The organism is Pelagimonas varians (assembly GCF_003208435.1).
In the GTDB taxonomy this organism is placed as follows: Bacteria; Pseudomonadota; Alphaproteobacteria; order Rhodobacterales; family Rhodobacteraceae; genus Pelagimonas; species Pelagimonas varians.
Window position 1 is genome coordinate 47,091 of the sequence record NZ_QKMF01000007.1, and the last position, 13,359, is coordinate 60,449.

10 protein-coding genes are annotated in these 13,359 nt (G+C 55.6%); 4 read left to right on the plus strand and 6 right to left on the minus strand.

The annotated features are described in order from the left end of the window. Nucleotides 1-2 precede the first annotated feature (2 nt). Together fabF and C8N36_RS11100 are read right to left on the minus strand one after the other, a co-directional pair. The gene (fabF, locus tag C8N36_RS11095) at nt 3-1,265 is read right to left on the minus strand and encodes a beta-ketoacyl-ACP synthase II (RefSeq protein ID WP_097804635.1); all 1,263 of its coding nucleotides are present in this window, start codon (nt 1,263-1,265) and stop codon (nt 3-5) included. Between the two features lie 212 nt (nt 1,266-1,477). Continuing rightward, complete coding sequence (locus C8N36_RS11100; RefSeq protein ID WP_097804634.1) at nt 1,478-2,278, minus strand: glycosyl transferase; 801 nt, start codon at nt 2,276-2,278, stop codon at nt 1,478-1,480. Between the two features lie 245 nt (nt 2,279-2,523). Here C8N36_RS11100 and rsgA point away from each other — a divergent pair, with 245 nt between their 5' ends. Further along, entirely contained in the window at nt 2,524-3,552 is a 1,029-nt protein-coding gene (rsgA, locus tag C8N36_RS11110; protein ID WP_097804632.1) for a ribosome small subunit-dependent GTPase A, read from the plus strand. Between the two features lie 111 nt (nt 3,553-3,663). Here rsgA and C8N36_RS11115 read toward each other — a convergent pair whose 3' ends face one another. The 4 genes from C8N36_RS11115 to C8N36_RS11130 all read right to left on the minus strand — a co-directional run bounded on the left by C8N36_RS11115 (nt 3,664) and on the right by C8N36_RS11130 (nt 9,032). Continuing rightward, nucleotides 3,664-4,827: a M20 aminoacylase family protein gene (locus C8N36_RS11115; RefSeq protein WP_097804631.1), complete on the minus strand. Its 1,164-nt coding sequence runs from the start codon at nt 4,825-4,827 to the stop codon at nt 3,664-3,666. Between the two features lie 178 nt (nt 4,828-5,005). Continuing rightward, nucleotides 5,006-6,163: an acetylornithine deacetylase gene (argE, locus tag C8N36_RS11120; RefSeq protein ID WP_097804630.1), complete on the minus strand. Its 1,158-nt coding sequence runs from the start codon at nt 6,161-6,163 to the stop codon at nt 5,006-5,008. 73 nt (nt 6,164-6,236) lie between these two features. Further along, entirely contained in the window at nt 6,237-7,121 is an 885-nt protein-coding gene (locus tag C8N36_RS11125) for an endonuclease/exonuclease/phosphatase family protein (protein ID WP_170125854.1), read from the minus strand. Between the two features lie 66 nt (nt 7,122-7,187). Next, nucleotides 7,188-9,032, minus strand: a complete 1,845-nt coding sequence (locus C8N36_RS11130; RefSeq protein WP_097804628.1) for an ABC transporter ATP-binding protein — start codon at nt 9,030-9,032, stop codon at nt 7,188-7,190. A gap of 284 nt (nt 9,033-9,316) precedes the next feature. On the opposite strand from C8N36_RS11130, the gene C8N36_RS11135 reads away from it, so the two are divergent. From C8N36_RS11135 to C8N36_RS11145, 3 genes are all read left to right on the plus strand, one after another. Continuing rightward, nucleotides 9,317-11,014, plus strand: coding sequence for a peptide ABC transporter substrate-binding protein (locus tag C8N36_RS11135; protein WP_097804696.1), 1,698 nt, complete (start codon nt 9,317-9,319; stop codon nt 11,012-11,014). A 121-nt stretch (nt 11,015-11,135) separates the two neighbouring features. After that, nucleotides 11,136-12,143, plus strand: coding sequence for an ABC transporter permease (locus C8N36_RS11140; RefSeq protein ID WP_097804627.1), 1,008 nt, complete (start codon nt 11,136-11,138; stop codon nt 12,141-12,143). Next, on the plus strand, nt 12,136-13,104 hold the full coding sequence (locus tag C8N36_RS11145) for an ABC transporter permease (RefSeq protein WP_097804626.1): 969 nt from the start codon (nt 12,136-12,138) through the stop codon (nt 13,102-13,104). The genes C8N36_RS11140 and C8N36_RS11145 overlap by 8 nt, the downstream gene beginning before the upstream one ends. Nucleotides 13,105-13,359: the final 255 nt, after the last annotated feature.

Consider the following 13,359-nt stretch of genomic DNA (forward strand, 5'->3'; position numbering starts at 1 on the left):
GGTTACTCCACCTTACCGAAGACAACGCTGGCATTGGTGCCGCCAAAGCCAAAGCTGTTGGACAATGCGTAGTTGATCGAGCGTTCTTGTTTCACCAAGGGGGCCAGATTAAGCGGCGTTTCCACCGCTGGATTTTCAAGGTTCAATGTTGGCGGGGCAACCTGATCGCGGATCGCAAGGATCGAAAAGACCGCTTCGATTGCGCCAGCCGCGCCCAAAAGGTGGCCGGTTGCAGATTTGGTCGATGACATTGTCGCTTTGGCCGCGGCATCGCCCATCATCCGTTCGACAGCGCCCAACTCGATGGTATCAGCCATGGTCGATGTGCCATGGGCGTTGATATAGTCAATCGCCGAGGGTTCAATGCCCGCATCCTTGAGCGCTGCGCGCATAGACCGTTCGCCGCCCTCGCCGTCGGATGACGGTGCAGTGATGTGATAGGCATCGCCTGACAGACCGTAACCGCAGACCTCGGCGTAAATTTTCGCACCGCGCGCTTTGGCGTGTTCATATTCTTCGAGAACCAGAACACCGGCTCCCTCGCCCATAACAAAGCCGTCGCGGTCCGCATCATAGGGCCGCGAGGCGGCCTTGGGATCATCAGCACGTTTTGTGCTCAGCGCCTTGCAGGCGTTGAAACCTGCGATGCCGATCTCTCCGATGGCCGCTTCCGCGCCGCCGGCAACCATAACGTCCGCATCACCGTATTTAATCAAACGGGCTGCGTCGCCAATGGCATGGGCCCCGGTTGAACAGGCCGTCACAACCGCATGGTTGGGGCCTTTGAAGCCGAACTTGATCGACACATTGCCCGATATCAGGTTGATCAAAGCGCCCGGAATAAAGAACGGCGAGACACGGCGTGGGCCGCGTTCCTTGATCAAAACAGCGGTTTCCGCGATGGAATTCAGCCCGCCGATACCAGAGCCGATCATTACACCGGTGCGATAGCGCGCCTCTTCGTCTTCGGGTTCCCATCCGGAATCCTTAACGGCCTGAATCGCGGCAGCCATGCCAAACAAAATAAACTCGTCGATCTTCTTTTGCTCTTTACCCGTCAGATAGGCATTGGGATCAAATGTCCCGTCAGATCCATCGCCATATGGCACTTCGCAGGCGTAATTGGTCGCCAAATGGTTTGCATCAAACTTTTGGATTGTGCCTGCGCCGGACTGCCCATCGAGCAGCCGCGACCAGCTTTCTTCAACCCCATCAGCCAACGGGGTAACCAGTCCAAGTCCTGTGACAACTACACGACGCGCCATATGAACGTCCTTTCCTCAATGTATCTTGCGTAGCTCTTAGCCTGTCCTGCGGATGCGGGGCAAGGGTGAGCTGTGTTTGCTGGCAGTTTGCTGCCCGATTTAGCGACTGTGGAAACATCTACGGCCCGACAAATAGCACAGGGTCGATCCCTACCGCTGATCGATTTTTCGTCGAAAAATCGCAGCCCGGACGATGGCAAAGCGAAAGCAGCTTAGGCCCAGTCCGGACCCAAATCCGCGCGGGCCCGATCGACCCAGTGATCTTGCAGCCAATCGCAGGGTTTTGCACGGCGAATGAATGATCCGCTATATCCCTCTATGGCTTCTGGCATCTTGGGCCGGCCATGGAAACAAACCACTTTCGCGGCCGCTGGCAACGACGCGGGACGCAGGTAATTCATCGGAAAAGGGTTGCAATCATATTTGAAGGAAACCACCCAATCGCCGGGAATATAAGTGAACACATTGTTATCCATCGCCTTGTGCGATGTGTACCGCTGCTCGGACCCGCGGGCCTTTTCGACCTCATCATAGGGGTTTGCCGCCAGATCATTGTACAAAAACGGGTGCGCCTGAGGATCGAAGCGAAACACCGAACCGTGTCCCGTGGGCCGTCCTTTGCGGGCTTCGACCCAATCATGGCGCATCGCAATTGTTCCCGGTTTGAGATCATGGATCTCGTCCAACGACCCCGTAATCACCACATCCAGATCAAAACCCAGAACCGGCCCCTTCAAATCGGGCACCAAATCCGGTTTGAACAAGGACACCTTGCGCATCGCCCCTTGCCGGTTGGCAACTGCCAAGGCCGCATTCATCGGCTCTAGAAAGGGCTCGATCGGCAGCGGCAACACCTCGATGTCGGGATGCAACCCGTCGGTTTCCTCGGTCATGCAGAAAAACCGCACGGGTCGCGACATATTCCGGCGCACCCCCGAATAGAGCCGATTGACGTACTCGGGCCCAAACAGTGTGCCCCATTTGATGCACATGATATTGACTGGATCGCTCATCTGCTGCCTCGGCGGTTTTGAATGCGTGGCTTTGCCATAACAACAGGCGCGGCAATTTGCCAGAACCCCTTGCTTGAAGCGATGCAAATGGCTACCTCACGTTCAACGCAACCCGCCAAATGGGAGGTTTTTTGGAGATTGTATCCATCCTCCGGGCCGCACATCACTGATCGTGCCGCCCGAGCAAGCCTGCCCGACCGCCAATCCGGCGGAGGGTTTATGCATGCCTTTACGGGACTAGAACATTGACCAATTTTACTCTTTCCGACCTTGGCTGGTCGGATCAATTCGCACGGCAAATCGGCGAAGATACCAAAGATTTGCACCCTGCCCGCATCTACGAAGTCCAACGTGACCTGCTGTTGGTTCTGACCGAAGACGGCCAAAAATCGCTGATCCCAACCGAATCCGCAGGTGAATATGCCGTCGGGGATTGGGTTTTGAACGATGGTGTCAAAGCACTTCACCGGCTTGAACCGTTTTCCAATCTGACTCGCAAGGCGGCGGGCCATGTGTCGTATCAACAGCGCATCGCTGCCAATATCGACACCATCGCCATTGTTACTAGCTGCAACGCCGATTTCAACGTGCCCCGGCTTGAGCGATATCTGGCCATGGTCAGCAGTGCTGGCGCTATGCCCTTGGTATTACTTACCAAAGCCGACCGCGTAGAAGATGCCCGCGATTATCAACGGCAAGCTGAACGCATTTCACCACTGGTGACAGCGATTGCGCTGAATGCCACAGATGTGGAGGACGTGGCGCAGTTGATCCCTTGGTGCCGCGGCGGCCAAACACTTGCGTTGATCGGATCTTCGGGGGTTGGCAAAACCACATTGCGCAACTCGCTCACGGGCGAAAACGCCATCACCCAAGACATTCGCGAAGACGATGCGCGCGGACGTCATACAACCACACATCGCTCCTTGGTTCCGACGCCTTATGGCGGTTGGCTGATCGACACCCCCGGCATGCGCGAATTGCAATTGGCAGGGATGGAGGACGGCATCAGTGCCGTTTTCGATGACATCGAACAGTTGGCAATCCAGTGCAAGTTCAACAATTGCGACCATGAATCGGAACCGGGCTGCGCCGTGCGCACCGCCATCGAAGCCGGAGAGTTGGAAACGGACCGTTTGGAACGCTGGCGCAAATTGCTGCGCGAGGATGCGATCAACACCGAAAGCGTGGCGCGGCAGCGGGCTCGGGGCAAAGCGTTCTCGAAAATGGTGAAAAAAACCATGACCGGCGCGAAAAAGCGCAAGGGCCGGTAACACCCCAGACTATTGAACATGCAAAAGGCGGCCTTTGATTGGGCCGCCTTTTGTCTTTGTAACTTCGGGGCGCGCCAGTTTCACAAAAGGTGCGCCCGCTTCAATGTCTGATCAACTGATTGGCATACGCTTCTCGGCGATTTCAGCCCACCAGCTGCAGCCAGCGGGAATCGCGTCGTCATTGAAATTGTATTCAGGATGGTGAACAGCTGCAGTGTCGCCATTGCCGACCAGAATATAGGCACCGGGCCGCTCTTCGAGCATAAAGGCAAAGTCTTCGCCGCCCATGACCAGAGGTGCCTCATCACATTGCCCCGAGATCGAACGGGCCACATCTGCTGCAAATTCGGTTTGCGCCTCGTGATTGACCATCACCGGATAGCCCCGGTTGTAGGTCACTTCAGCCGTGCCGCCAAAAGTGGTCGCGATGCCTTGGCAGACCTCATTGATCCGCTTTTCAGCCAGTTCGCGCATCTCCTTGGACATGGTGCGAACCGTGCCCTTCAGCTCAACCGATTGCGGAATCACATTGAATGCCTTGGAGGAGGTCTCGAACGAGGTCACGGAAACCACGACTTGATCCACCGGATCGGCATTGCGCGACGCAATGGTTTGCAACGCCAATACAGCGTGCGCCGACATCACTGTGGTATCAATTGTCTCATGCGGTTTGGCCGCGTGGCCGCCCTTGCCCTCGAAGGTGATGCTATAGGTGTCTGTTGCAGCAAAAAAGGACCCGGGACGGATCGCAAAACTGCCCAAAGGGTGCCCCGGCCAATTGTGCATGCCATAGACCTCTTGGATGTTCCAGCGATCCATCATGCCGTCGTCGCACATTTCCTTGCCGCCGCCGCCGCCTTCTTCGGCGGGTTGGAAGATTACAACAATAGTGCCGTCAAAATTGCGGGTTTCGGACAGGTATTTCGCAGCCCCCAGCAACATGGCCGTGTGGCCATCGTGACCGCACGCATGCATCGCGCCCGGTGTTTTCGACGCATAGTCCAGGCCAGTTGCTTCCAAGATTGGCAGCGCGTCCATATCCGCCCGCAAGCCAATAACCTTGCCAGATCCGGTTTCGCGCCCCTTGATCACACCAACAACGCCGGTGCGGCCAATGCCGGTGACGACCTCGTCACAGCCAAACTCTTGTAGCTTTTGAGCGACCAGCGCCGATGTACGGTGCGTGTCGAACAAGATCTCGGGGTTCTCGTGCAGGTCGCGGCGCCATAGGGTAATTTCATCCTGCAACTCGGCAAAACGGTTCTTAACGGGCATGAAGTGCTCCATGAATTCGGGTGGGTTTGCGCCAGCGGCGCCCACGACCCCCTCGGGGACCGGTGGATGCACTGTGACACCCTGTTCTTAACAACGCAAGTGGTCTACCCCTGCGTTGAAAACCCGGCCCCCCGCGCCCGCCCAGTGCCCAATTTTTAAACGGCAACAATGCCTAACCTTAGGTCAACCTATCTAACAACCGTTCCATAAACCGGTGCCCTTCGGTGAACTGGGCAAGGGTGATGAATTCATCTGGTTGATGGGCCACGTCTATGTTGCCCGGCCCGCAGACCACCACATTGTAGCCTGCGTTTTGAAAGTGACTGGCCTCGGTTCCATAGCTGACAAAACCATCAGAATTATCACCCGTTAACTGACGCACCAATTGCTCTGCGCTGTTGTCTTGTTCCGGTGCAAAGGGAGGCAGTCCAAAGGTCTCGGTGGCGACAATCGCGGTTTCAGGGCGCACGGCCTGCATCGTTATCTCAAGCGACCGGCGGGCTTTTTCAAAGGCATCACGCCACTGATCAAGCGTTTCACCGGGGACAACGCGAAAGCCAACACCGAACCGGCAATCTTTGGCCGTGATGTTATGGGCTGTGCCGCCGCTGATCATTCCGACATGAACATTGGTGTAAGGCGGGTCAAACTGGGCGGCCATGCCCTGCGGCACCGCTGCGGCTTGGGTTTCGTTCACCTGATTGCACCATTCGATCAATTTCGCACCATACATGATGGCGCTGACACCGGTGGCAAGGATCGAGCTGTGAACCTCAAACCCTTGGATATGCACTTCAAAATTGACAAAACCCTTGTGTCCCAGAACGGTGCGCAGCTCTGTCGGTTCGCCGACAATCACGTCGCTGGCCTTGGGCAATATCTGCATGGCTTTGGCCAGACCTTCGGCGCCGGTGCAGCCGATTTCTTCGTCAAAGCTAAGCGCGATTTGCAATGGGCGGTTGATGCCGCGCTTTTGCGCCTCGACCATGGCCCAGATCGCGTGGGCGTCAAACCCTTTCATATCAGTCGATCCGCGCCCGAACAGCCTGCCATCGCGCTCGACCAAAGTGAACGGATCGCTGGACCAGTTTTGCCCTGCGACCGGAACCACGTCCGTGTGGCCTGACAAAACTACCCCACCCTCGATTTCTGGCCCGACATGGGCAAACAGCGCCGCCTTGTCACCCGTGTCATTCCAATGGCGATGACAGATGATGTCGTGCGAAGTCAGATAGGTTTCAACCCAGTCAATCAGATCAAGGTTGCTGTCGCTGCTGACCGTTGGAAAAGCAACCAACCGCTCCAAAATCGCACGCGGTGTCAAAGTGTCGGTCATGGGAATCCTTATTCGCATTGTGGTCGCACCTTACGCCTTTGCAGGCCGGTGTCACGCAAAGGGGGGGCAAAACCTAAGGCAGCCGGAAATCCGCAACAATTGGATAGTGATCCGAGGGCCAGTCCCCCTCAAATTTTTGGCGCACCACCCACGGTCCGCCAATTTGTTCGATCTGCGGGGCGCTGCCGATCCGGTCAATCGCACCATACAGGCCAAGACCGGCATTAAAGTGAAAGGTTGCCCCAACCGCTTCGCTTATTTTCAGACCAGCCCTGCGCAGAATATGAACAGCAACACCATCGCTCAGCGCATTGGTATCGCCCATGGCGAACACCGGATCGCCGCGTTCCAAGGCGGGCGCAATCCGCTGCGCAAGGGCATGCGCCGCAGTTTGGCGTTTGTCTGAGTCGTGATAGTGAAAATGAAGATTATAGACGTAGAAATTTCGCCTCTGTCGGTCCGAAAACTTGGCCCATGAACAATAGTATATCCAAAAAGCGGGCGACGCAGTTTCCTGCGCGATCTCAGACGGGTCATCGAAATAGAACCACCCCTGATCCAGCAGCGTCAACCGGTCTTTGCGATAGAAAATCGGCTGACGTGTTGGAAAGACCTGCCAGTCACCGGTGGCAGCAATGGCATAGTCAGAATTGCGCGTTTGCAAAAACTCTTGCGCCAGATTGACAGACCGGTCTTCGGTGGCCCCCATGCTGACCATCTCTTGAAAGGCGACGATATCCGCATCCATGGCCTTGAACGTCGCATCCAGCGCCTCTTTGCGGCGGTCCCAATCCGCAAGCGACCATGCACCATTGTCACGATCCGACCGGATGAAATGCACGTTGTGCGATGCGAGCCGAAGACTGTCTGCCACCCGATCGGGCACCAAAGGGCCCTGCGGTGGCGGTGACAAGGACGCACAACTAGCGAGTACAAAACAAAAGGTCAGGTAGGTCATTGCCCCCCTGACTTTTTGAAAAATGCGCATTTGGTCATGCCCCGTGACTAGATCACGGAAATATATTCAATATCCGCTATCCGAAATCAAGACTTTGTGCCCCGGACTGACCTCTTTGTATTCAGACGGTCCGGCCTGATAGCCAACCGGATGAATGGGGGACGGAATCGGTTTGAAATTCAGATCTTTTTCCGATTTCCGCTTGCGCGGATCTGCAATGGGAACCGCGCTCATCAAAGCTTTGGTATAAGCGTGTTGCGGATTTTCGAACACGGCGCGGCGCGGTCCGAGTTCGACAATACGGCCAAGATACATCACTCCAACATGGTGGCTGACCCGTTCAACAACCGCCATATCGTGGCTGATAAACAAATAGCCAAGCCCCAGTTCCGCCTGCAATTCCATCATCAAATTAATGACTTGAGCCTGCACCGAAACATCCAGAGCGGACACGGCTTCGTCGGCGACAATCAGTTTCGGGTTCAGGGCAAGGGCGCGCGCAATGGCGATCCGCTGACGCTGCCCGCCGGACAATTCATGCGGATACCGGCGCATAAAGCTGCGCGGCAGTTCCACCCGGTCAAACAGATTGGCAACGCGGTCGTGCAATTCACTGCCCGAAGCGGTGCCATAATTCAGCATCGGTTCGGAAACCTGATCAATCAGTGACATCTGCGGGTTCAGCGAGGCAAACGGATCTTGAAAGATCATCTGCATATCCTGACGGACTTTGTGCAGGGCCTTGTTGTCCAAAGACATCACATCACAGCAGTCAAATTCAACCTGACCGGACTGCGGTTCAACCAGACGCAAAATCGAGCGGCCAGCCGTGGACTTTCCGCAGCCGGATTCGCCAACCAGACTTAGGGTTTGGCCCTTGTTGATGGTAAATGACAAATCCTCGACCGCATGCACATTGGCGACGGTGCGGCGGAAAAAGCCCCCCTTGACCGCGAAGCGTGTGGTCAGGTTTGATACTTTCAGCAAGGTTTCATTGGTACCGACGATGGGCTGAGGAACATGGTCCTCTTGCCCGACCAGACGCATGGGTTCTGGCAGATCCTTGCCTGTCATTTCGCCCAGTTTGGGAACCGCGGCCAACAGCGCCTGAGTATAGGGATGCTGCGGGTTCTCGAAGATTTCTTCGACTGTCCCCTCTTCGACCTTGTTGCCACGGAACATGACAACAACGCGGTCCGCCATCTGTGCCACAACCGCCATGTCATGGGTGATGAACATCACAGCCGTGCCGGTTTCGCGTTTCAAACGATCCATCAACGCCAGAATTTCTGCTTGGATGGTCACATCCAAGGCTGTTGTCGGCTCATCCGCAATCAAAAGGCGCGGTTTACAGGCCAAAGCCATGGCGATCACAACACGCTGGCGCATACCGCCGGACAATTCATGCGGGTATTGATCCAACCGGCGCTCTGGCTCCGGAATGCGCACTTGGCGCAGAAGGTCCAACGCACGTTCTTTTGCATCATCCTTATTGAGACCCAAATGCACCCGGAGCCCCTCGGTCAGTTGGCGGCCAACGGTGAACACGGGGTTCAGGGCAGTCATCGGCTCTTGAAAGATCATCCCGATCTCGTCGCCGCGAATCCCGCGCATTTTATTTTGGTCAACGGTTGTCAGATCAATCTGCTCGCCATTGCGGCGATCAAAAAGCAGGCGACCGCCTGAAATTTCACCACCGCCATATTCGACAAGGCGCATCAAAGACAGGGAAGAGACCGATTTCCCGGACCCTGATTCTCCGACAACACAGACGGTTTCACCAGCGCCAACTTCGAACGAGACGTCCTCGACACCGATCACCGGGCCATCTTTTGTCTGAAATTCTACCCGCAGCTTTTCAATTTTGGCTACAGGACCAGTGTTTTTCTCTGTCGGGGCCGCATCAAGCATTGTTAGCGCTCCAAATCCATTTTCAGCGCCAAGGCTAGTGCCAGCCTCTGCGCAGTGTAAACCCCTTGCGCGAAAGTTAACTCTGGGTCAGCGCGAAAATTAAGGAACGCAGCCCTTGCAATTTGTTGTGCGAAAGTCTTCGATACCTGCAGTGTGGTTTTCGGTTTTGTGTATTGTCTCGGGGCAGCTCTTCCAGTTGGCCTTTGATTGTCCCAATCTCGATGCCACTCAGATCAATAATGGACGGGGGCAAAGACCCCTGCCCAACCAACATGGAGAGTGACATGAAACTCAAGTCTTTGATGCTTGGGGCCGCGGCGTCTTTCGCGCTGGCCCCCGCTGCTTTTGCTGATCGCGGCAGCGACGGCGAAGTCAAAATCATTTATTGGCAGGCCCCTTCGATCCTGAACCCGTTCCTGTCCGGTGGCACCAAGGACGTCGAATCAGCTTCGATGATCATCGAGCCGCTAGCCCGCTATAACGAAAAAGGCGAACTGGTGCCTTGGCTGGTCAACGAAGTGCCCACAGTCGCCAATGGCGGCGTCAGCGAAGACCTGATGTCGATCACGTGGAAACTGACACCCGGCCTGAAATGGTCCGACGGATCTGCTCTGACATCGGCAGATGTTGCTTTCACCTATGAGTATTGCACCCATCCCGAAGGCGGTTGTGCACAGCTGACCAAATTCGAAGGTGTCACCGCAGTCGAAACACCTGACGACACCACGGTTATCATCAAGTTTGCCAGCGCGACGCCAAACCCCTATGGCCCGTTTGTTGGCGGTGAAAGCCCCATCCTGCAAAAGGCCCAGTTCTCAAGCTGCCTTGGCGCTGCTGCATCCACCTGCACCGAGCAAAACTTTAACCCGATCGGCACCGGCCCCTTTGTGGTTGACGAATTTAAGCCGAACGACGTGATCGTCATGTCTGCAAATGACAACTACCGCGATCCGGCCAAACCCGCATTTGCCAAAGTAACCTTCAAAGGTGGCGGCAGCGCGGCAGCATCCGGCACAGCTGTGATGGAAACAGGCGAATTCGACTACGGTTGGAACCTTCAGTTGGCACCCGACGTGATTGCCAAAATGGAAAAAGCCGGCAAAGGCAAACCAGTCGCAGGCTTTGGCCCGCTGCTAGAGCGCATCATGCTGAACAACACCAACCCCAGCGCCGAACTGGGTCCGGAAGAGCGTTCGGTTATCCGTCCTCACCCGTTCCTGAGCGATCCTGCGGTCTACAAAGCCATGTCCATGGCCATCGACCGCCCACTGCTGGTTGAAGTTGGCTATGGTCAAGCTGGCCGTGTGTCTTGCTCTTGGGTTCCGGCCCCTGACGCATTTGCAGTCGACGTAGAAGGCTGTGATGTTCAGGATCTGGACGGTGCCAAGAAGATGCTCGACGATGCTGGCATCGTTGACACCGACGGCGACGGCGTTCGCGAAAAAGACGGTGTGCCTCTCTCCATTCTCTATCAGACCTCGACCAACGCTGTCCGTCAGGATTTCCAAGCGCTGATCAAAGACTGGTGGGAACAGATCGGCATGGAAGTCGAACTGCGCAATGTTGACGGCTCTGTCTTCTTTGGTGGTGACGCAGGTTCGCCTGACACCTTCCAGAAGTTCTACGCAGACGTAGAAATGTACGCCAACACCTTCAACGGCACCGATCCTCAGGCGTATCTGGGTAACGGTCTGTGCGACAAAGCTCCGCGTCCGGAAACACAGTGGCAGGGTGAAAACATCTCGCGCTTCTGCTCCGAAGAGTTTGACGCACTGCATGCTGAACTGTCGGCAACCGCCGATATGGCCGAGCGTTCGCGCATCGGTAAACAGCTGAGCCTGATGGCCTTCGAAGAAGGTGCGATGATCCCGCTGGTTCACCGTGGCCGCCTGTCCGCACATTCCAACACCCTTGGTGGTGTTATCCTGAACGTTTGGGATAGCGAACTTTGGAACGTTGCCGACTGGTACCGCATGAAGTAATGCGACTTCGGGTGCAGCATTGATGTGCTGCACCCGTTTTTATTTATTGTGATGGGCGCGTAAATCCGGCCCTTCTCAAAAGGACTTAAAACCCCATGAACCTAATGAACCGAGGCGCCGCATGCTAACATATGCAATCAGGCGACTGCTTCTTTCGATTCCGACGCTTCTGTTCATCAGTTTCGTCATCTTCATGTTGCTTCAGCTGGCACCGGGCGACCCAATGGCCCAAGTGCCTTTGACTGTCCCACCTGAAGTTAAACAAAAGATGCGTGAAGCGCTGGGTGTAGGTGAACCTGCACTGGTGCAATATTGGAAATGGCTGGTCCAAGTCTTTTGGATCGAACCGCAGGTGGCGATCGACGCCATGTTCGGAACCAGTTTTTCCGAAGGCAAACAACGCGTGATCAGCTGGCAAACCCGATCACCGGTGATGGATATCGTCATCCAGCGCATTCCCCAGACCCTGTGGGTTGTTGGTGTGGCTTACGTTGTCGGCATCTTGATCGCCCTGCCCATCGGCATCTATTCCGCCTATCGCCAGTATTCAGTCTTTGATCAGGCCGGAACTTTTGTCACTATGATCGGTTTTTCGATCCCGCCGTTCTTTACTGGACCGCTGCTGATTGTTGTGTTTTCGGTGTGGTTGGGTTGGTTCCCGTCGATTTATGACACCACACATGTGGTCAACGACTGGGCAAGCTTAAAAGAGCAATTACAGCAAATGATTATGCCGGTCATGGTGCTGGCGCTTCAGATCACGGCGATGCTCAGCCGCTACATGCGCGCCTCCATGCTCGATAACCTCGGTCAGGATTATGTACGCACCGCCCGTGCCAAAGGACTCAGCGAAAGCGTTGTGGTTCTTGTCCATGTCCTGCGCAATTCAATGATCCCCGTGGTCACAGTTATTGCGCTGGGGATTCCGTCAATCTTTGGCGGCGCAATCATCACCGAGAACGTGTTCAAAGTGAACGGCATTGGCCAGCTTTTGCTGACATGGCTGTTTGCCAACGACCTCCCCGGTGTCATGACCCTGACCTTTATCTTTGCGGTGCTTATCGTGATGTTCAACTTGATTGCAGATATCCTCTACGGCCTGCTCGACCCGAGGATTCGCTATGACTGAGACCATTGCCCCCATCGAAGCCCTCAAGGACAAAGGTCCGGACAAACCACCACGGTCACGCTGGAAAGACGTATGGGATCAGTTCACCAAACACAAAGGCGCTATGTTCGGCCTCGGGTTTTTGATTTTTATCACCCTTGCTGTTCTGATCGGTCCGCTGCTGTGGAGCGTTGAGCCGCAAAAGATCGACATCCGGAACAAGAACATGCGCCCGATCTATACGGCCATTTGGGATGCCGATGCCAAAGTTGGCTGGGAAAAACCTCTTGGCTCTGACCAACTGGGCCGCGATCAGCTGGCGCAAATCCTGTCTGGCGGCCGCGCCTCCATGGCCGTGGGTTGGGCGGCGATGGTGCTTAGCCTGTTGATCGGGACAGCGATTGGAGTTGCCGCCGGTTACTACAAAAAGCTCGATGGATTGCTGATGCGGACAACCGATCTGTTTCTGGCTCTGCCGGTGCTGCCGCTATTGCTGTTGGCGGTGACCTTGTTCAGGCAACCGCTTACCACTGCCTTTGGACCCGAGGGGGGCATGTTCATTCTGATTGTGTCCATCATCTCGGTGACGTCATGGATGCCAACAGCGCGGATTGTGCGCGGCGATGTGCTCGCCATCAAAGAGCGCGAGTTTGTGCTGGCGGCGCGGTCGATCGGCACCCTGCCCGGCAAGATCATTGGCCGCCACTTGCTGCCAAACGTGCTGTCCCCCATTCTAGTGTCTGCCGCTTTGGGCCTTGCTACGGCGATCATCACCGAAAGCGCGCTCAGCTTTCTTGGAGTCGGCTTCCCGTCCGACTTCCCGACATGGGGCAAAATGTTGGCTGATGCGGTGGTCCGGATGGAAGAATATCCCGAACGCGTCTTGTTACCCGGTATCGCCATTTCATTGACGGTTTTGTCGGTGAACTATCTGGGCGATGGGCTTCGCGACGCTTTGGACCCCCGTATCCGCGGCCGTTAATCCAAATTTGGCAAAAAGTTTTCAAAAGGCGGTCCATCGGGCCGCCTTTTGTGCATTTTCCGGCAATGAATCCGGTTCTGCCAAACATAGAAAACTAAGAACATCGTCACGCGCAGCACCCCATGGCCAAAGCCAAAGTTCCGCAATTGGTCGCCTTCGGGGACAAAGCAACTATCCACACGCCGGTTTTGGAACAGCGTCCCATTACTCATGCGAATTTGTGCATGCAAAACCCTTGCCAGACAGGTTTTCACA

What these genes read in the sequence shown, in the direction of transcription:
- fabF (WP_097804635.1), bottom strand. Translation starts at nt 1,265, where the DNA reads ATGGCGCGTCGTGTAGTTGTCACAGGACTTGGACTGGTTACCCCGTTG.
- C8N36_RS11125 (WP_170125854.1), bottom strand. Translation starts at nt 7,121, where the DNA reads ATGACCTACCTGACCTTTTGTTTTGTACTCGCTAGTTGTGCGTCCTTG.
- C8N36_RS11140 (WP_097804627.1), top strand. Translation starts at nt 11,136, where the DNA reads ATGCTAACATATGCAATCAGGCGACTGCTTCTTTCGATTCCGACGCTT.
- C8N36_RS11100 (WP_097804634.1), bottom strand. Translation starts at nt 2,278, where the DNA reads ATGAGCGATCCAGTCAATATCATGTGCATCAAATGGGGCACACTGTTT.
- argE (WP_097804630.1), bottom strand. Translation starts at nt 6,163, where the DNA reads ATGACCGACACTTTGACACCGCGTGCGATTTTGGAGCGGTTGGTTGCT.
- C8N36_RS11135 (WP_097804696.1), top strand. Translation starts at nt 9,317, where the DNA reads ATGAAACTCAAGTCTTTGATGCTTGGGGCCGCGGCGTCTTTCGCGCTG.
- C8N36_RS11115 (WP_097804631.1), bottom strand. Translation starts at nt 4,827, where the DNA reads ATGCCCGTTAAGAACCGTTTTGCCGAGTTGCAGGATGAAATTACCCTA.
- C8N36_RS11130 (WP_097804628.1), bottom strand. Translation starts at nt 9,032, where the DNA reads ATGCTTGATGCGGCCCCGACAGAGAAAAACACTGGTCCTGTAGCCAAA.
- C8N36_RS11145 (WP_097804626.1), top strand. Translation starts at nt 12,136, where the DNA reads ATGACTGAGACCATTGCCCCCATCGAAGCCCTCAAGGACAAAGGTCCG.